The organism is Roseivivax sp. CAU 1753, assembly GCF_054482575.1.
In genome coordinates this window covers 115,894-137,755 of sequence record NZ_JBTLRF010000007.1, presented here as the reverse complement: position 1 = coordinate 137,755, position 21,862 = coordinate 115,894, and the positions used below count along the sequence as shown (strand labels likewise).

General features: G+C 64.6%; 18 protein-coding genes and 2 pseudogenes. 14 read left to right on the top strand and 6 right to left on the bottom strand.

Features of this window, described 5'->3' with window-relative positions; genetic code table 11:
- The first annotated feature begins 44 nt into the window (after nucleotides 1-44).
- Complete coding sequence (locus ACXYMN_RS15295; protein WP_459014590.1) at nucleotides 45-1,523, top strand: phosphomannomutase/phosphoglucomutase; 1,479 nt, start codon at nucleotides 45-47, stop codon at nucleotides 1,521-1,523.
- A 306-nt stretch (nucleotides 1,524-1,829) separates the two neighbouring features.
- On the opposite strand, the gene kdsA is transcribed toward ACXYMN_RS15295, so the two are convergent.
- The 3 genes from kdsA to ACXYMN_RS15280 are packed head-to-tail and all read right to left on the bottom strand — an operon-like array spanning nucleotide 1,830 to nucleotide 4,395.
- Nucleotides 1,830-2,651 (bottom strand): 3-deoxy-8-phosphooctulonate synthase, encoded by an 822-nt coding sequence (gene kdsA / locus ACXYMN_RS15290; RefSeq protein ID WP_459014589.1) that lies wholly within the window; start codon nucleotides 2,649-2,651, stop codon nucleotides 1,830-1,832.
- Nucleotides 2,648-3,439, bottom strand: a complete 792-nt coding sequence (locus ACXYMN_RS15285; protein WP_459014588.1) for a 3-deoxy-manno-octulosonate cytidylyltransferase — start codon at nucleotides 3,437-3,439, stop codon at nucleotides 2,648-2,650. The genes kdsA and ACXYMN_RS15285 overlap by 4 nt, the downstream gene beginning before the upstream one ends.
- Nucleotides 3,436-4,395: a KpsF/GutQ family sugar-phosphate isomerase gene (locus ACXYMN_RS15280; protein ID WP_459014587.1), complete on the bottom strand. Its 960-nt coding sequence runs from the start codon at nucleotides 4,393-4,395 to the stop codon at nucleotides 3,436-3,438. Before ACXYMN_RS15280 ends, ACXYMN_RS15285 begins: the two co-directional genes overlap by 4 nt.
- Nucleotides 4,396-4,597: 202 nt before the next feature.
- Between ACXYMN_RS15280 and ACXYMN_RS15275 the strand changes: the two genes are divergently transcribed.
- Together ACXYMN_RS15275 and ACXYMN_RS15270 are read left to right on the top strand one after the other, a co-directional pair.
- Nucleotides 4,598-5,917: a UDP-glucose dehydrogenase family protein gene (locus tag ACXYMN_RS15275; RefSeq protein ID WP_459014586.1), complete on the top strand. Its 1,320-nt coding sequence runs from the start codon at nucleotides 4,598-4,600 to the stop codon at nucleotides 5,915-5,917.
- Nucleotides 5,918-6,141: 224 nt separating this feature from the next.
- Nucleotides 6,142-6,439: pseudogene (locus ACXYMN_RS15270) on the top strand (IS3 family transposase); the annotation flags it as partial.
- A gap of 169 nt (nucleotides 6,440-6,608) precedes the next feature.
- Here ACXYMN_RS15270 and ACXYMN_RS15265 read toward each other — a convergent pair.
- Nucleotides 6,609-7,262: a GntR family transcriptional regulator gene (locus ACXYMN_RS15265; protein ID WP_459014585.1), complete on the bottom strand. Its 654-nt coding sequence runs from the start codon at nucleotides 7,260-7,262 to the stop codon at nucleotides 6,609-6,611.
- Between the two features lie 130 nt (nucleotides 7,263-7,392).
- On the opposite strand from ACXYMN_RS15265, the gene dctP reads away from it, so the two are divergent.
- From dctP to ACXYMN_RS15215, 10 genes are all read left to right on the top strand, one after another.
- Nucleotides 7,393-8,379 carry a TRAP transporter substrate-binding protein DctP gene (gene dctP, locus ACXYMN_RS15260; protein WP_459014584.1) on the top strand — a complete coding sequence of 329 codons (987 nt, stop codon included), beginning with the start codon at nucleotides 7,393-7,395 and terminating at the stop codon, nucleotides 8,377-8,379.
- Nucleotides 8,380-8,438: 59 nt separating this feature from the next.
- Nucleotides 8,439-9,017, top strand: a complete 579-nt coding sequence (locus ACXYMN_RS15255) for a TRAP transporter small permease (RefSeq protein ID WP_459014583.1) — start codon at nucleotides 8,439-8,441, stop codon at nucleotides 9,015-9,017.
- A gap of 1 nt (nucleotide 9,018) precedes the next feature.
- Nucleotides 9,019-10,335 carry a TRAP transporter large permease gene (locus ACXYMN_RS15250; RefSeq protein ID WP_459014582.1) on the top strand — a complete coding sequence of 439 codons (1,317 nt, stop codon included), beginning with the start codon at nucleotides 9,019-9,021 and terminating at the stop codon, nucleotides 10,333-10,335.
- Nucleotides 10,332-11,588 carry a malonyl-CoA decarboxylase gene (locus ACXYMN_RS15245; protein WP_459014581.1) on the top strand — a complete coding sequence of 419 codons (1,257 nt, stop codon included), beginning with the start codon at nucleotides 10,332-10,334 and terminating at the stop codon, nucleotides 11,586-11,588. Before ACXYMN_RS15250 ends, ACXYMN_RS15245 begins: the two co-directional genes overlap by 4 nt.
- Nucleotides 11,589-11,592: 4 nt before the next feature.
- Complete coding sequence (locus ACXYMN_RS15240) at nucleotides 11,593-13,107, top strand: malonate--CoA ligase (RefSeq protein WP_459014580.1); 1,515 nt, start codon at nucleotides 11,593-11,595, stop codon at nucleotides 13,105-13,107.
- A gap of 156 nt (nucleotides 13,108-13,263) precedes the next feature.
- Nucleotides 13,264-13,581 (top strand): hypothetical protein, encoded by a 318-nt coding sequence (locus ACXYMN_RS15235; protein WP_459014579.1) that lies wholly within the window; start codon nucleotides 13,264-13,266, stop codon nucleotides 13,579-13,581.
- Between the two features lie 173 nt (nucleotides 13,582-13,754).
- On the top strand, nucleotides 13,755-15,911 hold the full coding sequence (locus ACXYMN_RS15230) for a GumC family protein (RefSeq protein ID WP_459014578.1): 2,157 nt from the start codon (nucleotides 13,755-13,757) through the stop codon (nucleotides 15,909-15,911).
- Nucleotides 15,912-16,010: 99 nt separating this feature from the next.
- On the top strand, nucleotides 16,011-16,541 hold the full coding sequence (gene nusG / locus ACXYMN_RS15225; RefSeq protein ID WP_459014577.1) for a transcription termination/antitermination protein NusG: 531 nt from the start codon (nucleotides 16,011-16,013) through the stop codon (nucleotides 16,539-16,541).
- Between the two features lie 83 nt (nucleotides 16,542-16,624).
- Nucleotides 16,625-17,287: a potassium channel family protein gene (locus tag ACXYMN_RS15220; protein ID WP_459014576.1), complete on the top strand. Its 663-nt coding sequence runs from the start codon at nucleotides 16,625-16,627 to the stop codon at nucleotides 17,285-17,287.
- Between the two features lies 1 nt (nucleotide 17,288).
- The gene (locus tag ACXYMN_RS15215; protein ID WP_459014575.1) at nucleotides 17,289-18,638 is read left to right on the top strand and encodes a TrkH family potassium uptake protein; all 1,350 of its coding nucleotides are present in this window, start codon (nucleotides 17,289-17,291) and stop codon (nucleotides 18,636-18,638) included.
- A gap of 6 nt (nucleotides 18,639-18,644) precedes the next feature.
- Here the strand turns inward: ACXYMN_RS15215 and ACXYMN_RS15210 are convergent, their stop codons facing one another.
- Both ACXYMN_RS15210 and ACXYMN_RS15205 read right to left on the bottom strand, forming a co-directional pair.
- Nucleotides 18,645-20,051, bottom strand: a complete 1,407-nt coding sequence (locus ACXYMN_RS15210; RefSeq protein ID WP_459014574.1) for an alkaline phosphatase D family protein — start codon at nucleotides 20,049-20,051, stop codon at nucleotides 18,645-18,647.
- Nucleotides 20,052-20,089: 38 nt separating this feature from the next.
- On the bottom strand, nucleotides 20,090-21,040 hold the full coding sequence (locus tag ACXYMN_RS15205) for a lysylphosphatidylglycerol synthase transmembrane domain-containing protein (protein ID WP_459014573.1): 951 nt from the start codon (nucleotides 21,038-21,040) through the stop codon (nucleotides 20,090-20,092).
- A gap of 120 nt (nucleotides 21,041-21,160) precedes the next feature.
- On the opposite strand from ACXYMN_RS15205, the pseudogene ACXYMN_RS15200 reads away from it, so the two are divergent.
- A pseudogene (locus tag ACXYMN_RS15200) lies at nucleotides 21,161-21,786 on the top strand (class I SAM-dependent DNA methyltransferase).
- Nucleotides 21,787-21,862: the final 76 nt, after the last annotated feature.

Here is a 21,862-nt window from a genome sequence, read left to right as displayed (position 1 = left end):
TGCCGATGCTGCAAGCCTCATTTGCCCTGCCCAAAGGACCCCGCATGCGCCCTCACCCGACCGTCACGCAGAACACCTTCGCCTTCCTGTCCGAGCCGATGATCGCCCCCACCGGCTTTCGCGAATACGATGCCCGCTGGCGCTTTCCGGACGAGATCAACCTGCCCGGCATCACCGCCCTTGGCCTCGGTCTCGGCACCCAGATGCAGGCGCGCGGCTTGTCGGGCATCGCGGTGGGCAATGACTACCGGGATTACTCTCTTGCGGTGAAACAGGCTCTGATCCTGGGGCTGGTGCAGGCAGGCGTCGCGGTGCATGACATCGGCCCGGCGTTGTCGCCGATGGCCTATTTCGCGCAGTTTCACCTCGATCTGCCGGCGGTCGCCATGGTCACCGCGTCGCACAATCCCAATGGCTGGACCGGGGTGAAGATGGGGTTCGACCGCCCCCTCACCCATGGCCCCGACGACATGGCCGAGCTGCGCGACATCGTGCTGGACGGGCGCGGCGTGGCGCGGCCCGGCGGATCCTGGCGGCAGGTGCCGGGGGTGCGCGCGGCCTATCTCGACGATCTCGTGGGCGATTTTCGCCTGTCGCGCCCCCTGAAGGTCGTCTGCGCCACAGGCAACGGCACCGCGGGGGCCTTCGCGCCCGAGCTGCTGGAACGGATCGGGGCCGAGGTGGTGCCGCTGCATTGCGACCTCGACTACACCTTCCCCAACTACAACCCGAACCCCGAAGCGATGGAGATGCTGCACGACATGTCCGCCGCCCTGAAGGCCTCGGGCGCGGATCTGGCGCTTGGCTTCGACGGCGACGGCGACCGCTGCGGCGTCGTGGACGATACCGGCGAAGAGATCTTCGCCGACAAGGTCGGCGTGATCCTGGCGCGCGATCTGAGCCGTCTCTATCCCGGCGCAACGTTCGTCACGGACGTGAAATCCACCGGGCTTTTCGCCGCCGATCCGGTGCTGCGCGCAAACGGCGCCCGCACCGATTACTGGAAGACCGGGCATTCCCACATGAAGCGCCGGGTGCGCGATCTGGGTGCGCTCGCGGGCTTCGAGAAGTCGGGGCATTACTTCCTCGCCGCGCCCATCGGGCGGGGCTACGATTGCGGGCTTCGGGTGGCGGTCGAGCTGTGCAAGCTGCTCGACCGCAACCCGCAGGCGTCCATGTCCGACCTCTACCGCGCCCTGCCCCGCACCTGGTCGATGCCGACCCTGTCGCCCCATGCCGCCGATACCGAGAAATACGACATCCTCGCGCGGATCGTGACCCGACTTCAGGGCCTCACCGCGCTTGCGGGCCGGAAGGTGACCGAGGTGGTCACCGTGAACGGCGCGCGGCTGATCCTCGATAACGGCTCCTGGGGGCTGGTGCGGGCCTCGTCGAACACGCCGAACCTGGTGGTGGTCTGCGAAAGCGCCGAGAGCGAGGCCGAACTGCGCGCCATCTTTGCCGCGCTTGATGCGGTGATCCGCGAAGAGCCGGGGGTGGGGGAGTACGACCAGACGTTTTGAGGGGGGCTAGCAGATGCCGCTCGCATTCAAGCGCTTCCGGGATCAGGTCCTCGGGTCGCGCCCGAGGATGACCGCACCTCGGGCCAAACGCCGGGAAGTCGGGCCGGCGCCGGACCGGCGGGTTGGCGCTACGACGGCTGAGATCGGCGCTTTATCTCGTCACATCATTGCTTCGCCCGCGCGGCGCGCCCACGTCACCAAAGCGCCAGACCGGTGGGGCCGGTCCGGCGCTGGCCCGACGGCCGCAAGCGGCCTTGATTCCGGGCCTGGGTTCATCGCTTGACGCCGCACCGCCAAAGCTGCCCCTCACAGCCCCTTGGTCAGATCGTCGATCGCCGCGAGCCGCTTCAGAAGCCGCGCCAGCCCGCCGATCTCGACCATGTTCGGCCCGTCGCTGGGGGCGTTGTCCGGGTCCTCATGCGTCTCGATGAAGACCGCCGCACAGCCCACCGCCAGCGCCGCGCGCGCCAAGGGTTCGACAAACTCGCGCTGCCCGCCCGACGACGCCCCCTGCCCGCCCGGCAGCTGCACCGAATGGGTGGCGTCGAACACCACCGGATAGCCCGTCCTGGCCATGATCGGCAGCGACCGCATGTCCGACACCAGCATGTTGTAGCCAAACGAGGTGCCGCGCTCGCACAGCATGATCCGCGCATTGCCGGTGGACGCGATCTTGGCGGCCACGTTCTCCATGTCCCAGGGCGCGAGGAACTGGCCCTTCTTGACGTTGATCGCGGCCCCCGTCTCTCCGGCGGCCAGCAACAGGTCGGTCTGGCGCGACAGAAACGCCGGGATCTGCAGCACATCCACCACCTCGGCCACCGGTGCGCATTGATCGGGCGCATGCACGTCCGTCAGCACCGGAACGCCGAATTCGGCCTTTACAGAGCCTAATATCGACAGGCCTTCCTCCATCCCGAGGCCACGCTTGCCGCCCAGCGAGGACCGGTTGGCCTTGTCGTAGCTCGCCTTGAAGATCCACGGCACCCCCGCTGCCTCGGCGGCGGCGGCGATCCGGCCCGCCAGCATGCGCGCATGGTCCAGGCTTTCAAGCTGGCAGGGCCCCGCGATCAACGCGAATGGGGCCGTGTTAGAGACTGTTATCTCGCCGATGGTCACGTCTTTCATGCGATCCCTTCCTGTTGCAGCACCGCCTCGATCCGGGCGACATCGACGGGGTTGTTCAATTCCCAGAACATGCGCCCGCGCGCGTCGACCGCGACGCAACGCACCGGCCAGCCGTTTTCGAGAAAGCGCAACTGCTCGAGCCCCTCGGCGCGCTCCAGCGGGCCCTCGTCCCATGAACCGTAAGCGCGCAGCGCGTCAGGCCGGTAGACATAGACGCCCACATGGTGCCAGACCTCGGGCGGCGCGGCGAGGTTGCCGACATGGGGCAGCACCTCTTTCGAGAAATAGAGCGCGGTGCCATCGCCGCGCATCACCGCGGTGGTGCCCCCCACCCGGCCCGCCTTGCGGTCGGCCAGGAAGTTGCCCAGCGTCTCGCGGTCGGTGCGCAGCACGGGCGTCGCCATCTGCACCGCCCCGTCCGCCTGCATCGCGGCAATCAGCGCCTCGAGGAACCAGGGCGGGGTCAGCGGCGCATCGCCCTGCAGGTTCACCACGATATCGGGATCGGTGCCAAGCTGCGCCAGCCCCTCGGCGCAGCGTTCGGTGCCGTTGCGGGCGGCGCTGCTGGTCATCAGCACCTCGGCGCCGAAGCCCTCGGCGGCATCGCGGATGCGGTCGTCATCGGTCAGCACGCAGACGCGGGCCACGCCGGGCACGTTCTGCGCCGCCTCCCAGCTGCGCTGGATCAGGGACGCCTTGCGCCCGGTCGCACCGGTCAGATCGACCAGCGGCTTGCCCGGATAGCGCGTCGAGGCATAGCGCGCGGGGATGAAGACCACGGCGCTCATGCGACACCTGCCCTGAGCGCGTCGTGGATATGCACCAGCCCCCGAAGCTGGCCGCCCTCGTCGACCGCGAACAGCGCCGAGATCTTGCGTTCGTTCATGATGCCCAATGCCTCGACCAGCAGCGCGTCGGGGGACACGGTGCGGGGCTGCCCGGTGGCCACGTCGCCAGCCCGCCGGCCCATCAGACCGTCGAGATTGCGGCGCAGGTCGCCGTCTGTGATCACACCGGTGAGCCGCCCGTCCTCGACCACCGCCGCGACGCCGAAGCCCTTGGCGGTCATCTCGAGCAGCGTCTCGCCCATGCCGGTCTCCGGGCTCACCACCGGCAGAGCCGCGCCGCGATGCATCACCGCGCCGACGCTGAGCAGCTGCGCCCCGAGCGTGCCGCCCGGGTGAAACACCTGGAAGCTTTCGCGATCGAAGCCCCGCGCCTCCATCAGCGCCACCGCCAGCGCATCGCCGAGCGCCATGGTCATGGTGGTCGACGTGGTCGGCGCCATGCCGATCGAACAGGCCTCGGGCGCGTCGGGCAGCAGCAGCAGGTGATCGGCCTGTCGGGCCAGGGTCGAGTCTGCCTTGCGGGTGATCGCCACCATCGGCACCCGGAAGCGGCGTGTATGGGCGATGATGTCGGCCAGTTCGCGCGTCTCGCCCGAGTTCGAGATCAGGATCGCCGCATCGTCGCGGGTGATCATGCCGAGATCGCCGTGGCTCGCCTCGCCCGGATGGACAAACTGCGCCGGGCTGCCGGTGGAGGCCAGCGTCGCCGCGATCTTGGCCGCCACATGGCCCGACTTGCCCATGCCCGAGACCACGATGCGCCCGGGAATGGCCAGAAGGCGGGTGACCACCTCCTCGATCTCGGGCGAGATCTCTTCGGCGAGGCGGGCGAGCGCCGCGCTTTCGATCTCGAGGACCGAACGGGCGATCCGGGCTGCGGTACGGGGGGCGGTCATGCTGGCGTCTGGCTTTCCTCGGGGCGGTCCGCCCGGTGATACCGGCCCCACCCCGCCCTGTCCACGCGCGCGTGACCCGCGGGCACCATGCGTATTTGACAAATGGAAAGACGGTCGCGCGCCCCTGCCCCGCAATTGACACATGCGACCCCCTGCCCCATGCAGGCCTGCAACGGATTTACGACGAACAGGATGGGCTTTCATGAAAATCGCGATGATCGGTACCGGTTATGTGGGCCTCGTCTCGGGCGTGTGTTTTTCGGATTTCGGCCACGAGGTCACCTGCGTCGACAAGGACGAGCGCAAGATCGCCATGCTGGAGCGCGGCGAAGTGCCGATCTACGAGCCGGGTCTCGATGTGCTGATGGCCCGGAACGTTGCCGCGGGACGGCTGACCTTCACCCGCGATCTCGAGGCCGCGATCAGGGACGCGGACGCGGTCTTCATCGCCGTGGGCACGCCGACGCGGCGCGGCGATGGCCATGCGGACCTGACCTATGTCATGGCCGCCGCCGAGGAAATCGCCCGCGTCGCCGATCATTACCTGGTCATCGTCACCAAATCGACCGTGCCGGTGGGCACCAACGCGAAGGTCCGCGACGTGGTACGGGCGGCCAATCCGGATCTTGATTTCGACGTCGCCTCGAACCCCGAGTTCCTGCGCGAGGGGGCGGCGATCGACGACTTCATGAAGCCCGACCGCGTCGTCGTCGGTGTCGAGACCGAGCGCGCCGCCCAGGTCATGATGGACATCTACAAGCCGCTCTACCTGCGCGATTTTTCCATCGTCATCACCGATCTCGAATCCGCCGAGATGATCAAATACGCCGCCAACGCCTTTCTCGCGACCAAGATCACCTTCATCAACGAGATCGCGGCGCTGTGCGAGAAGGTCGGCGCGGACGTCAAGCAGGTCTCCAAGGGGATGGGGCTGGACGGGCGCATCGGCAAGACCTTCCTGCATGCGGGTCCGGGCTATGGCGGTTCGTGTTTTCCAAAGGATACCAAGGCCTTGGCCAGGATCGGCCAGGAACATGCCGCGCCGATGCAGATCACCGAGGCGGTCATCAAGATCAACGACGAGGTCAAGCGCCGCATGGTCGACAAGCTGATGGACCTTGCCGGCGGGTCGTTCAACGGCCGCACCATCGCCGTGCTGGGGGTGACCTTCAAGCCCAACACCGACGACATGCGCGACGCCCCTGCCCTGACCATCGTGCCCGCCATGGTCGGTGGCGGGGCCCGCGTCCGTGTCGTCGACCCGCAGGGCCGCCGCGAGGGCGAGGCGCTGCTGCCCGGGGTGAGCTGGGAAAGCGACCCCTACAGCGCCGCGAAGGATGCCGACCTGCTGGTCATCCTGACCGAGTGGAACGAGTTTCGCGCGCTCGATCTCAAGGCGCTGGCGGCGGGCATGGCGACGCCCCGGCTGGGCGATCTGCGCAACATCTATTCGGCCGAGGATGCGCAGGCCGCGGGGTTCGAGGCCTATGCGGCGATCGGTCGGGCGGGCTATCCCGACTAGGTGCGGACGACATTCGAGTTCATCGTGCAGTAATGAACTACTCATCATCCGCTGGACGATTTCCGGGATGAGTGAATTAGATCACAGCGGGCGGTTGGGCGGAGTAGGACCGCTGGTGATTGCAAAAGGGTGATCCATCGGCCAATGCCCGCCTTCGCTTGCGAACCGGTCTCCAAGGCGTGCAAATAGACGCACTCATACGTCAGGGACCGCCAGAGGCGCTTTCTCACGACTATCAGAAAATCCTGCGACAACACGGGTTCAGCGTGTCCCCTCTCGTGCATGTAAACATGCACTGCCGGGCAGTGGATGAGCGGCAAAGGAAATTGCTATCACAATGCGGCCCTCGAGACCTTCTTCAAATCTATCAAGGCCGAGCTGATCTAGTGGCGATCATGGGAAACGCGGCGGCAGGCTGAGATGGCTATCTTCGAACACATCAACGGGTTCTATAACCCGCGCCGCCGTCACTCAGCATTTGGCTGGAAAAGTCCCGTCGCTTTCGAACGACAGGTGGCTTAAACGAGCACTTGGGGCGGCACAGAAGCGCGACAGGTCCAGTCAGTTCACCCCAATCATGAGGTCTAAAAGAAATCACTCGGCACCGGCGCAAGAATGTGCACCATGGGGCGACTAAAAAACCCGGTGTATGGTTGGCAATTAACGCGGTCGCACATGCATTAACCTTCCCCTACTCCGCCGCCTTCACGCTTGCGACCAGGTGGTGGAATTTCTCGCCCTGTACGGCCACGTGTTCGCGCAGGAGTTCCCCGGCCCGCGCGGCATCGCCGTCGCGCAGGGCGGCGACGATGTCTTCATGCTCGCCCATGGATTGCGCCAGGCGACCGCGCAGGCGCAGCTGCTGGCGGCGGAACGGGCGCAGGCGACGCGACAGGCGCATGGTCTCCTGCTGCAGGAACGCGTTGCCCGACTGGGCATAGATCAACCGGTGAAAGCGCTGGTTTTCATCGTAATAGGCGTCAGGATCGCCCTCCTGCACCGCCTGACGGCACTTGGCGTTGGCCGCGTCCAGTTCCGATAGGGCCGCGTCGCTGATCCGGCGCGCGGCGAGGCGACCGCAGATCGCCTCCATCTCGGCCATCACCTCGAACATCTCGAGCAATTCTACCAGACCCGGCTGCCTGACAAAGACGCCGCGATTGGGGACATGCTCGACCAGTCCGGATTGCGCAAGCCGCTGGAAGGCTTCGCGCATGGGCGTGCGCGAAACGCCGAAGGTTTCCGCCAGCCGCACCTCGTCCAGCCGGTCGCCATCGGCGTAGCGCCCGACAAGGATCAGCTCTTCGAGTTGCTCTGCGATCTGGTCCGCGCGTCGCTTTTGCATGCCGACTCCCCCCTGCCCGTCCAATATACAACCATAAAAAAATTGTATGCAATGTTGTTGACATTGTGGACGTCATATTCATAGTCGGGCGAAGTCCTGTTGAGGAGCGGGGCAAAAAAGGGAGGATACCATGAAAACTCATTACAAGGCGGCAACGGCTGCCATCGCGCTGATGTCTTTTGCGGGCACCGCTCAGGCCGTCGATCTGCGCCTGTCGCACCAGTGGTCGAACCAGGATGTGCGCCACAAGGTCGCGCAGATGGTTGCCGACGAAGTGGCCGCCGCCGATGTCGATCTCAACATCCAGATCTTCGGCTCGCAATCGCTGTTCAAGGCGCGCGAGCAATACACCCCGCTGTCCCGCGGTCAGCTCGACATGACGGTGCTGCCACTGTCCTACGCCGGCGGCCAGCAGCCCGCCTACAACCTGACGCTGATGCCGGGGCTGGTGAAGAACCACGACCACGCCGCGCGTCTGGTCGAAAGCCCGTTCATGGACGCGCTGGAAGAGAAGATGGCCGCCGATGACGTCATGGTCCTCGTGCATGGCTATCTCGCGGGCGGATTTGTCGGCAAGGAAGGCTGCATCACCGGGCCCGATGATGTGCAGGGCCTGCAGACCCGCGCCGCGGGCAAGGCGTTCGAGCAGATGCTGGCGGGTGCCGGTGCCTCGATCGCATCGATGTCCTCGGCCGAGATCTACAACGCCATGCAAACCGGCGTGCTCGATGCGGCGAACACCTCGTCCTCGTCCTTCGTATCCTACCGGATCTACGAACAGGCCGGCTGCTACACCCCGCCGGGCGAATTTGCGCTGTGGTTCATGTATCAGCCCATGCTGATGAACAAATCCACCTTCGACGGGCTGACGGAAGAGCAACAGCAAGCGCTGATGGATGCCTCCGCCAAGGCGCAGGCCTTCTATCTCGAGGAAGCCAAGAAGGAGGACGCCGAAAGCCGCCGCGTCTACGAGGAGAACGGCGTCGAGATCGCCGATATGACCGCCGAGGAATTCGATGCCTGGCGGAAGGTCGCGCAGGAAACGTCCTACAAGGCCTTCGTCGAGGAAGTGTCCGACGGTCAGCAACTGCTGGACATGGCGCTCGCCGTCGAGTGATCGCAGGTTCGGGGCGGCCCCGCGCCGTCCCGCCACACCGATACGAACAGGGGGCATCCATGTCCGGGCAGACCGCCGGTACTGTTGCGCGCACCGGGAACGATCCGTTCCTGAAGGGCGTCGCGGCCATCTCAACCTTTGCAGGCTGGTGCTCGGCCGCGATGATCGTCATCGCCGTCGGCATCGTCTGCCAGATGATCTTCATCCGCTTCGTGATGAACGGCTCGACCGTCTGGCAAACCGAAGCGGTGATCTACCTGATGATCGCGGCCACGCTGATCGGCCTGCCCTATGTGCAGCGTCTGCGCGGGCATGTGAACGTCGATCTGCTGCCGCTCGCCCTGCCGCGGCGCGCCCGCAAGGTGTTGTCCATATTCACACTCTCGGCCTCGATCCTCGTGATCGCGGTGATGCTGTTTTACGGGTACGAGTTCTGGCACTTCGCGTTCGAGCGCGGCTGGCGGTCGGACACGGTCTGGGGACCGCTGCTGTGGAAGCCGTACCTGTCCCTGCCCATCGGTCTGGCACTGTTGCTGCTGCAACTGGTCGCCGACCTTTACGCCGTGCTGCGCGGCATCGATGCGCCCTTCGGGATCGAGACCGAAGGGCTGACCGCCCGCGCGACAGGAGACCTCTGACATGGATCCACTGGCATTGGGCGGCCTCGTCGCCCTGATCACCATCGCCGTCCTGTTTTCCGGCGTGTCGGTCGCGATCGGCCTGCTGATCGTCTCGGGCGGGTTCCTGATCGTCTTCGACGGCATGCGGTCGCTTGAACTGATGCCCGAGATCCTGTTCGGCAAGCTCGACAATTTCGCGCTGCTGTCGATTCCGATGTTCATCATCATGGGGTCGAGCATCGCCTCGACGCGGGCGGGGGCCGATCTTTACGAAGCCCTGGAACGCTGGCTCACCCGGGTCCCCGGCGGGCTGGTGGTCTCTAACCTCGGGGCTTGCGCGCTGTTTGCCGCGATGTCCGGGTCCAGCCCGGCCACCTGTGCCGCCATCGGCAAGATGGGCATCCCCGAGATGCGCAAGCGCGGCTATCCCGACGGCGTCGCGGCGGGGTCGATCGCGGCGGGCGGTACGCTGGGCATCCTGATCCCGCCCTCGGTCACCATGATCGTCTACGGCATCGCCACCGAATCCTCGATCGGGCGGCTGTTCCTCGCGGGTGTGATCCCGGGGCTGCTGCTGGTGGCCCTGTTCATGGTGTGGTCGATCTATGCCACCTGGCGGTCTGGCAATGCCGCGGTGCTGGGCGTCGGCAGCTATTCGTGGAAGGAAAAGTTCGAGATCCTGCCAAGGGTCCTGCCCTTCCTCTTCATCATTCTGGGCGTGCTTTATGCCATGTACGGCGGCATCGCCACGCCTTCGGAAACGGCGGCGGTCGGCGCGTTGCTGTGCCTCGTGATGGCGATGATCGTCTACAAGATGTGGAGCCCGGCCGCCCTTTGGACGGTGCTGCGCGATTCGACCCGCGAAAGCGTGATGATCCTGTTCATCATCGCCGCGGCGGGCGTCTTCTCGTACATGTTGTCGTCGCTGTTCATCACGCAGTCCATTGCGCAGTGGATCGGCACGCTCGAGGTCAACCGCTGGGTGCTGATGGGGGCGATCAACGTCTTTCTGCTGATCGCGGGCTTCTTCCTGCCGCCCGTGGCGGTCATCCTGATGGCCGCACCCATCCTGCTGCCGATCATTACCACCGCCGGTTTCGATCCGATCTGGTTCGCCGTGGTGCTGACCATCAACATGGAGATCGGTCTGATCTCTCCTCCGGTCGGGCTGAACCTTTACGTCATCAACGGCATCGCGCCGGATATATCGCTGAAGTCGATCCTGCTCGGGTCCCTGCCCTATGTGGCCTGCATGATCGTGGCCATCCTGCTGCTGTGCCTGTTCCCGGGCCTGGCGACATGGCTGCCCGACGCTGTCATGGGGACGCGGATATGAGCGTTCTGGCCGACCTTCTGACAACGGTTCTCGACCGGCGCCACCCGTCGGCGTTCCTGCCGGGCGGTGACAAACGCGCCCTGTCGGATCTGGCCGAAGCGCTGGTCAGCGCACGCGGCGAGGTCTCGGGCCAGGCGCTGGCAGGCGAGATCCTGGCGCAATACGCCGCCCTCGACGATGACGGCAAGGGCCGGTTCTTCGACCATCTGGCGCGCAACATGAACATCGCGCCGGACCAGGTGCGCGATGCGCTTGACCGTTACGAACACGAGGGATCGCAACACAGTTATCGCGCGTTCCTCGCTGCGGTCGAACCGACCCGGCAAGAGTTCATCCGGCGGCTCAACCAGGTGCCCGGCGGCACCGAGCAGCTGGTGAAGATGCGAACGGACCTGCTGCGGCTCAGCAAGGATCGCCCCGAGTTGCAGGCGCTCGACCTCGATTTCCAGCATCTTTTCGCATCGTGGTTCAATCGCGGCTTTCTCGTGCTGCGCCCGATCAGCTGGGACAGCCCGGCGCAACTGCTTGAAAAGATCATCGCCTACGAGGCCGTCCACGCCATCGACAGCTGGGACGACATGCGCCGCAGGGTCGCGCCCGACGACCGGCGGTGCTTTGCCTTCTTTCACCCGTCGATGCCGAACGAACCGTTGATCTTCGTCGAGGTGGCCCTGACCCGCGGCGTGCCGGGGTCGGTGCAGGCGCTGCTGGCCGAAGACCGCGACGGCATCGACGCCGCCCGTGCCAATACCGCGGTGTTCTACTCGATCTCGAATTGCCAGAAGGGGCTGGCGGGCATCTCGTTCGGGTCGTCCCTGATCAAGCAGGTGGTTGCCGATCTCGCCGCCGAACTGCCCGGTCTCAAGACCTTTGTGACGCTGTCGCCGATCCCCGGGCTGGCGCGCTGGATGACCGAGACCGCGCCTCATCATTGGCCCGCCGAGGGCGAGACTCTGCGCGCACTGGCCGCGCATTACCTTGTAAACGCGCGCCGCGACACCGGCGGCCCGGTAGACCCGGTGGCGCGGTTTCACCTCGGCAACGGCGCACAGGTTCACGCGGTTCATGCCGGGGCCGACACATCCGCAAACGGCCTGCGCCAATCGGGCGGTGCCATGGTGAACTACCTTTACGATCTTAAGAAAGCGTCCCAGAACCACGAAGGCTATGCGACCGCCTATGCCGTTGCCGCGTCGGGCGAGGTTCGGGCACTGGCCGCTCAGGGCGCGAAGCTTGTGACATCCGATAGGTGAGACGATGACCAACCCTCTTTATGACGCGCTGTTCGGGGTGCACGCCGGCAACCAGGCCCCGTTCCTGATCCTGCCGGATGGGGACCGGATCAGCTATGACGCGTTCCTGCGCCGTGCCGCACAGATCGCCCATGCGCTGACCGACACCGGCCTTGCCCCCGGAGACCGGATCGCCGTGCAGGTCGCCAAGTCACCCGAAGCGCTGATGCTCTATGCCGCCTGTGCGCAGACCGGCATCGTGTTCCTGCCGCTCAACACCGCCTATACCCGCGATGAGCTGGACTATTTCATCGACGATTGCGGTGCCGCGCTGGTGATCTGCGATCCACGCAACGCCGAGGAACTGGCCCCCGTCGCGGACAAGCTGGGGGCCAAGCTCGATACGCTCGATGCGACAGGGGGCGGCAGTCTGACCGACCGCGCGACACACCTGCCCGACAGCTTTGCAACGGTGTCGCGCGACGGCGACGATCTGGCCGCGCTGCTTTACACATCGGGCACGACGGGCCGGTCGAAAGGCGCGATGCTGAGCCAGGCGAACCTGCTGTCAAATGCCGAGGCGCTGGCCGATCTGTGGCGGTTCACGGCTGACGACGTGCTGCTGCACGCCTTGCCGATCTTTCACACCCACGGGCTTTTCGTTGCCACCAACGTCACGCTGAAGGCGGGCGGTGCGCTGATCTTCCTGCCGAAGTTCGATTCTGACGCGGTCATCCGATGGCTGCCGCAAGCGACCACGATGATGGGCGTGCCGACCTTCTATACGCGCCTTCTGGACGATGCCCGTTTCGACCGCGATCTGGTGGCGAAAATGCGGCTCTTCACCTCGGGCTCCGCACCGCTTTTGGCCGAGACGCACAAGGCCTTCGAGGCCCGCACCGGGCACCGCATCCTGGAACGCTACGGCATGACCGAGACCAACATGAACACGTCGAACCCCTATGAGGGCGAGCGGCGCGCCGGCACGGTCGGCTTTCCCCTGCCCGGGGTCGAGCTTCGGATCACCGATCCCGAAACCGGGAACGAGGTGGCGCAAGGCGATATCGGCCAGATCGAGGTGCGCGGCAGCAACGTGTTTCAGGGCTATTGGCAGATGCCCGAGAAAACCGCCGAGGAGTTGCGTGAAAACGGGTTCTTCATCACCGGCGATCTCGGGCTGATAGATGCCGATGGCTATGTGACCATCGTCGGGCGCAACAAGGACCTGATCATCTCGGGCGGCTACAATATCTATCCCAAGGAGGTCGAGATCGTGCTCGACGCGCAGGATGGCGTTCTGGAAAGCGCGGTCATCGGCGTGCCGCACCCGGACTTCGGCGAGACCCCGGTGGCAATTCTGGTGGCCGAGCCGGACGTCACGCTCGATTGCGCCGAAATCGCCAGAGCCGCCGGGTCGCAACTGGCCCGGTTCAAGCATCCCAGACACGTGGTCCAGGCCGAATCACTGCCACGGAACACCATGGGCAAGGTTCAGAAGAACCTGCTTCGGCAAGAATATGCCGGTATTTTCAAGCCCTAGCGTGCCAGAAAATCCCTTTTTCAACGTTGTTGCGATCATGTATGCTTCGTGACGTCGTTCAGGACCAAAATGCCGGGCGCTGGAGAAATTATCTCTAGCGTTGTGCAACGTTAGAACTTATGGATGGGGCAACGCCTCACGTATTAGGAGATCAACATGTTGATTCGTACACTCGCAGCTTCGGCCGCACTTGCCATCACTTCGGTTGCCGCGTCCGCGCAAGGCACCCCCGACGAGGCGCTGCAGATCGCAGCCGCTCAGGGCGCATGCGGTGGCGACGCCACCATCCAGAGCGCTGTCTTCATCGACGCCAACACCATTTCCGTGACCTGCCTGCGCGTCGGCGGTGCCGGTGATCTGGGCGGCACGCTCGGGACTGCCGGTCTCGCTGCAGGCGGCGTCCTCTTCGCTGTCCTGATCTCGACCATCGGTGGCGACGGCGGCGGCGGCGACGGCACGACCAGCGGCACCTGATCGGGTTCGCGGTCTAGCCAAAAGGGTTCTGGGGCGGTCCTTGCGGATCGCCCCTGATGTTTTGACCCGTTGGAATTGTCGCGACAGCGCGGCACTTTTGCCGGTTCCCAACCGGTGCGGAGCCGCGTAGAAAGCACACTCATCTGACCTTGCAATAAACAGCGTGACATTTCGTGAACAAGTCCTATTCCGCTCCCGCCGCCCAACCCGACCTAGTTGCATCCCGTTCAGACAGCGACGATGGAATCGACCTCACGGAACTTGTTGGAACGCTGTGGCGCGGCAAGTGGCTATTGATATTGTTTGCATTCGTCGCGGTACTGCTCGGCGGTGCATACGCCTACCTAGTTGCGGTACCGAAGTTTTCAGCGTCCACGACATTAGCAATCAAGTTGCAGACCCGTCCAATCGTTGACATTGAAGCCGTGGTTTCCGGTGTTTCCGCCGATGAAGAGAGTATTAACACCGAGCTTGAGATCATTAAGTCGCGCAAGTTGCTGAGCGAGTTGGTGTATGAATTGAATTTGCTCCAAGATCCTGAATTCAATGCTGATCTTCGGCCAGCGCCTGCAGTTTCGCTTTCTCCTATCAAGAAGGCCATTAGGGACCTGCTGGGCGGAAACAACGCCACTGGATTTAGCATAGCGGAAGATGAGCGAATTCTAAACGGAACTATCGATAATCTACGTGGTACCATTTCGGCCAATGCTCAACGGAATACTTACGTATATTATATTTCAGCGCGAACTGGGGACCCAGTAAAATCACAGAAGCTCGCCAATACTTTGGCGGAGCTTTACATCAGGGACCAGTTAAATTCCAAGTTTGAGGCGACAGAGAGCGCCGTAACTTGGCTTTCTGAGCGAGTGACAGAACTTGAACGCGAACTTCTCAAACGGGAAGACGAACTTCAAGCAGTGCGAACCGAAACCGACCTGATTAGTCCCGAAGCACTAGAGGGGCTCAATCGTCAATTGATCGAAATTCGCAACCGACTTTCTGAAACAAGAGCGCAAGCCATTGTTTCAGAACAGAAAATCTACGGCTATCGGAAATCGCTAGACGATAATCAATTCACAGACATCGCAGAGGCTTTCCGAGATCCGACTTTAAACCGCCTGTTGCCCGGCACGCTGACTGGCGACAACGACGATATCGATCTTTTCGTGTCCCGAGCAAACCTTCTGATAGCTCGCGAGCAAGCCAATCTTGATCGCTTGCAATCGCAAGCGACGTCATTGGCAGCCTCGCTCAAGAGACAGGAAGAAGACTTAGTTAAGCAATCCGAGGATCTCGCGCAACTCGAACGATTGGACCGTGAGATTCAATCCACGCGCACACTTTACGAAACGTTCCTCACTCGCCTGAAGGAAGCTTCAGTTCAGCGGGGTCTGCAACAGGCTGATAGCCGCGTGTTGTCAGAGGCAACACCTGGGATCTACGTCGAGCCGCGCAAATCGATCATTCTTGTGATGTCCTGTTTCCTGGGCCTCTTGCTAGGTGCCACAATCATTTTAATGCGCCAGTTCATGCATTCCGGTTTTCGCACGGCCGAGGAACTGGAAGAGTACGCAGGCAAGTCCATCCTCGGTCAGATTCCGAAAATGCCGATCAAGCGCCGCGATCAGCTGATCGACTATCTGAACGCGAAACCAACCTCGGCGGCGGCAGAAGCGATCCGCAATCTCAGGACGTCCGTGCTGCTATCTAATGTCGACAAGCCTCCGCAAATCATAATGTCGACCTCATCTCTCCCTGCCGAGGGCAAGACGACACAAGCCATCTCGCTGGCGCATAACCTGGCGGGGATGGGCCGCAAGGTTCTGCTGATCGAAGCCGACATCCGTCGCCGCACCTTCCAACAATACTTCAAGACCGACGAGCATCATCCCGGGCTCGTTGCCGCGATGATGGAGGAATGCACCCTCGAGGAAGCCGTTGTGCGCGACCCGCGTATGCCCGTCGACATCCTGATGGGTGACAAGTCGAACCTGAACGCGGCCGATATTTTCTCGTCCGATAAGTTCCGCGACTTCATCAAGAAGGTGCGCGCCGAGTACGACATCATCATCATCGACACGCCACCGGTGCTGGTCGTGCCGGATGCCCGCGTAATTGGCCAGTTGGTCGATGCGATCGTCTTCACCATCGCCTGGGACCGCACCACCAAGGTCCAAATCCGCGAGGCCATGCGTCAGTTCGCCACCGCCAACCTGCGCATCGCGGGCCTCGTTCTCGGGCAGATCGACCCCAAGGGGATGAAGCGCTACGGCTATGGCGGCAAGTACGGCTCCTACTCGGCCTATGGATCGAACTACTACACGAATTGAGCGCTTTGATCGATCGCAGGCCCGGCACATGTCGGGCCTGGTCGATGCCTGCGATACACCTGCGTGATTTCTGCCCTCCGGTGAAACGCGAAAGAGCCCATGTCCGATCCCAGCGATGACACCGCCGCCGGCAACTGGTTCGCCGCCCAGCTGAAACCCAACGGGCTGGGCATTGCCGAACGCAATCTCACGCGGCAGGGGTTTGCGCATTTCATGCCCAAGCGGCTTGAGAATGTGCGCCGCGGCGACAAGATGCTGAACCAGGCCAGGCCGCTGTTTCCCGGCTATATCTTCGTCCGGTTCGACCCCGCTTCGTCGCAGTGGCGGGCGCTGAACGCCACCCGCGGTCTCACACGGATCATCGTCAACGACCCGCGCAACCCCCGCCCCCTGCCCGAGGACTTCATCGCCGGGATGCGGGCGCGGTGCGACTCCGACGGGCTGATGACGACCGCACCCGCCTTTCAGGAAGGGGACCGCGTCCGCGTCGTCTCGGGCCCGATGGCGGAACTGGTCAGCCGGATCGAGCAGCTCGAATCCGAGGATCGCGTGCAGCTTCTGACGGCCTTCATGGGGCAGGAAACCCGCGTATCCGTCGCCACCCATTTCCTCGAGAAACTCGCCGATTGATCACGCGCGCGGCCCGGCGCACTTTGTCGGGACGCGCCGCCGCATCAGCCGCGCCACCACAGACACCCCAAGGGAGACGCCCCATGGCCGAGAAAGTCCGGATGTTCGCCGTGGTCGGCCTTGGCAACTTTGGCGCGACGGTCGCCAGGGAACTGACCCGCTTCGGCAACCAGGTGATCGGCATCGACATTGACGAAAAGCGCGTGACCGAGCACGCCGATGACATCAGTCAGGCGCTGATCGTCGATGCCCGCGACGATCAGGCGCTGAAAGAGGCGGGCATCGGCGATTGCGACGCGGCGCTGGTGGCGCTCGGCTCGGACCTCGAAGCGTCGATCCTGGCGGCGATCAACCTCAAGCTGGTCGGGGTCGAAACGATCTGGGCCAAGGCCCGCACCAAGACCCATCATCGTATCCTGTCGCGGCTGGGGGTCGACCGCATCATCCATCCCGAGGTCGAGGTCGGCCAGCACGTCGCGCAAGTGCTGCACAACCCGCTGATCCGCGACTATATCAGCCTCGGCAACGGCTATTACGTGGTCAACTTCCGCATCCCCGAAAGCCTCGAGGGCAAGAGCCTGTCAGAGCTGACGCATCGATCCGAGTTCGATCTGCGCTGCGTCGGTGTCATGCGCGGCACCGAGTTCGTCGCGCAGGATGGCGAACCCTGCACGCTTGAGGGCGACGATCTGTTGCTGCTGCTGGGGCAACGCAAGGACCTGCGCCGGTTCGCGGCGAGCCTCTGACATGGCACTGAGCGCGGCATGGCTCCGGGTCCGGCGGCGCGTCCTGCGCCTGTCGCCGCCCATGCTGCTGGTGTCGCTCTATCTGCTGGTGATCCTGCTGGGCGCGCTGCTGCTCTGGTCGCCGCTGGCGCAGACCGGCGATGTCAGCTTGGCGGATGCAATCTTCACCTCGACCTCGGCGGTCACGGTGACGGGGCTTGCGGTAGTGACCACGGGTGCCGACTTCACCCTTGCCGGGCAGGTCATCCTTGCGATCCTGATCCAGTTCGGCGGGCTGGGTCTGATGACCTTCGCGGTCTTCGTGTTGTCGGCGATCGGCGTGCGCATCGGGCTTGGCGGGCGGCTCGTGCTGCGCGAGGACCTCAACCAATCCTCCATCGGCGATCTGCTCAAGCTGGTGCGCATCGTGCTGTCCTTTGCCCTGCTGTGCGAGGCCGGGAGCACGGCCCTCTTGGCGCTGGTCTTCGTGCCCGAGATGGGCTGGGGTCCGGGCCTCTGGTTTGCGATGTTCCACGCGGTCTCGGCGTTCAACAACGCGGGCTTCAGCCTCGATGCGGCGAACCTGGCGCCTTGGGTCGCGAACCCGGTGGTCAATCTGGTGATCCCGTTCCTGTTCATCCTCGGGGGGCTGGGCTTTGTCGTGGTCGCCGACATCCACGAGAACCGCAAATGGGCCAGGCTGTCGCTGCATTCCAAGATCATGCTTGGCGGAACGGTCACGCTGATCCTGTTCGCCTGGGTCATGTTTGCCGCTCTGGAATGGCGCAATCCGAACACGCTGGGCGGTCTGCCCGACATCTGGGCGCGGCTTCAGGCCAGCTGGTTCCAGGCGGTGACGCCGCGCACGGCGGGGTTCAACACGCTGGACACCGCAGCCATGCACGATGCAACCACCCTGATGACCATGACGCTGATGCTGGTGGGCGGCGGGTCGACGTCGACCGCGGGCGGGATCAAGGTGACGACGGCCATCGTGCTGGTGCTGGCGACCATCGCCTTTTTCCGCCAGCGGACCGAACTTCACGCATTCGGGCGCAGCCTTGCCCTAGACGAGGTGATGAAGGTTCTGGCCCTCACCACCATTTCGATCCTCATCGTCTTCGTGTCGCTGTTTCTCGTCTCGATCACCCATGACGGCCCCTTCCTGACCCTCGCCTTCGAAGTCGTGTCGGCCTTCGGCACCGTCGGGCTGTCGATGGGTGCGACCGAAGACCTCGACGGGATCGGGCGCGCTGTCATCATGGTGGTGATGTTCCTGGGCCGGGTCGGGCCTCTGACACTGGGCTTTTTCCTGGCGACACATTCGGTGGCGCGGGTGCGCTATCCCAAGGGGCGGATCTACCTTGGCTGAGGCCGCTCAGATCGACAGGGCCGGGGTCATGCCGCTGTTTTCCAGCGCCCAGCGGGCCTGCCAGTTGCCCGACAGACGGTCGATCAGCAGGTAATTCCGTTCGGCGATGTAGTTGGTCCGGAACCCCGGCAAGGGCCGGATGCGGATCGGATGGCCCGGCAGCGGCGCATCCCCGAGCCGCGCGAAGGTGCCCAGCGTCCAGGCCCAGGCCTTGGGCGGCGCGCGATGCGAGATCCCCGAGGCCACAAGCTGGTGCATCGGCCCTCGCCTGCCGTCGAGCGTGGCGCGCGTCGCCAGATGGATCTCGCCCGAGACGGCAGTGACGTCCGACCCGGCCTCCTCCATGTCCAGCACCGCCCGCAGCATCCGTTTCCATTCTGCGCGATGGGCATGGCTTTGCCATTGGTCACGCAGGTCGTCTTCGTATTTCTGCATCGTCGGCAGGGCGTTCATGACCTTCTCGACAATCGACAGGCGTGGCCCCAGAAGTGGCACGCTCGACACCATGATCACGCGTTCGGCCACCCCTTGCCGCGCGGTATCGAAGGCCTGCCAGCCTTTCGGCCCCATGATCCGCGCCTTGGTCCGTTCGGACCGCAGATCGGGCGCCAGCACCGTCAGCCCCGGCAGATCGCGGCGATAGGACAGCGACGCCCCCGTCGGGTCGAGAAACAGCGCGGGCACATCGGCATCGGTCGCGGCGTGCTGGAACAAGAGGAACGCCTCGCGCGCGGTCTCGAACAGCAGCCGCGCCACCGGTGTCGCCTGGATCGCATCGTCAAGCGACCCCCAGCCATCGCAGATATCGTGATCGTCCCACATCATCAGCGACGGCACCTGCGCGCACATCCGGGCAAAGCCCGAGGCCGCGTAGGTCTTGGCGTAGCGATGCAGGAAACCGCGCCGCAGATGGGCGCGCAGATCGGCCAGTGCCTCTGGCGACGGATCCTCGGGCACGGCTTCGGGCCAGTCCCGCGTCAGGGGGTGGCCGTCCGTGACCTCGTCCGCATAGACCTGATCGCCGCCGTGGATCAGCAGGTGCAGGGGCCGGGCACGATGGCTGTCGTCCATCTGCCGCCACATGGCGTTGCGTTCTGCGTCGTCGCGGTCGAGATCGCCGTTTTCCTCGCCGTTGCACGACACGAAGCCGATATGCAGATCGCCGTCGAAATCGGTGGCGACCGGATGGACGTCGCCCCGGAAGCTGTACTGCGCCGCCTGTCCGCGCGGCAGGCAGAAGTCGAAGCGCCAGACGCGGGTATCGTCAACCTGGGCCAGCAGGCTTGGCGTCACCGGCTTTTCCGCGACGATGAACGGGCCGGGGGCCTCTGCCCCGACCCCGGTCACGAGGGCCGCAAGGTGCAGCTGCGTGTCACTCAGCTGGCGAAAGATCAGGACAGGGCCGATGGTCACGAAAGGGATTCCTTGTTGCGCGGGCGGATGCCCTGCAATTAGGTCTCGGGGCGGCGGTCCTCAACCTCAACATGGCCACGCCGCACGAGGATCGGCAGAACGCCCGGCAGCACCGCGGCCAGAAACACCAGGCCAAAGGCAATCGACGCGGCCAGCCCTGCGGACCCGCTGGCCCCCGCGATGGGAAACAGCGCCGCCGCCACGCCTTCGCGCAGACCCCAGCCCGACACGGTGATCGGCACCAGCATCATGAACAGGATCAGCGGCACGAGGCCCAGCACCGCCGCCAGCGGCAGGGTGGTGCCGATGGCCCGCGCGCAGGCGTAGAAGGCAAAGATGTTGCAGGCGGCGGTGGCCAGCGCCAGCGGCACCTGAATGGCCAGGTTACGCGGGGCCAGCAAGGACGTCGAAAGCGCCGACCACATGTCCTGCAGGGCACGCCGTTGCGGCCCGGGCAGGATCCAGCCGAACCACAGAACGAAGGGCAGCCCGAGGCAGACCAGCAGGAACGGTGCCGTGATCGAGGTCAGCCAGACCGGCCAGCGCAGCCCCCCGGGCTGGATCGTGGTGATCACGTAGGTGACCGCGAAGATGGCGAAGATGCCGGCCTGTTGCGACAGACGCTCGAAGAACACGCCCTGCGCCGCGCGCAGCAAGCCTGCCGGTTTGCGCATCCGGTAGGCGCGGCCCGCGTCGCCCACCATGCCGCCCGGCAGCGACTGGTTGACGAATTGCGACAGGTAGTATTCCGACGCCGCATGCCGGTAGCCGAAGGGCTGGCCCAGCCTGCCCGCGATGAGTTTCCAGCGCAGCGCCGACAGCAGCGTCTGCACGCTCATCACCAGCCAGGCCAGCGCAATCCAGCCGAAATCCGCGCGCCGCAGGATCCGCAGCGCCTCCTGCCCGTCGACCGCAAGCCAGAGCAGCGTGAGAAGCCCTGCGCTGACCACGAGTTGAACCACGCGAAGCTGGGTGCGGTTGAGCCCCATTTTCGCCGCCTATGATGCCGAAACGTTCATCCCGCAGGTGTACGCGGCCCCAGACGCGCGCACAACGCCGCGCGGCCCTGCAGGCTGGAAGTGTCGGGCGATCCACGCTTTTATGCACCGATGAAAGACCCGCACACGACGCCCCGGATACGCGACCGCGCGGCGGCGACAATCGCGATCTTTGAACGCCAGGCGGCCTATTTCGATGCCACCCGCACCAAGGCCCTGTTCGAGAGGGCCTGGCTTGTCCGGTTTCGCGCGCTGCTGCCCGCCCGGGCGCGGGTTCTCGACCTCGGCTGCGGCACCGGGCGGCCCATTGCCGCCTATCTGACGCGGGCGGGCTGCGTGGTGACCGGCATCGACGCGGCCAAGCCGATGATCGCGCGCGCGCATATGCGCCGCAAGGTGACTGGCACGTCGGCGACATGCGCGGGCTCGATCTCGGGGCGGCCTATGATGGCATCCTGTCGTGGGATGCGTTCTTTCACCTGACGCCCGAGGACCAGCGCGACCTGATCCCGAGGCTCGCGCGGCATCTTGTGCCCGGCGGTTGCCTGATGCTGACGGTGGGTCCCTCTGCCTCGGAGGCGCTGGGGCATGTGGGCACCGACCGCGTCTATCACGCGAGCCTGTCGCCCGGCGACTACGCCGCGCGGCTGGCTGCCGTGGGCCTTACCGTCATGGCCTTTGCCCGCGAAGACCCCGATTGCGATTTCCACAGCGTGCTGCTGGCGCAAAAGGCCTGAGGCGTCGCCGAAGCCGCGGCCATGAAAAAACCCGCCAGCGTCGCCGCCAGCGGGTCTGTTGCGTCACGTCGACCGG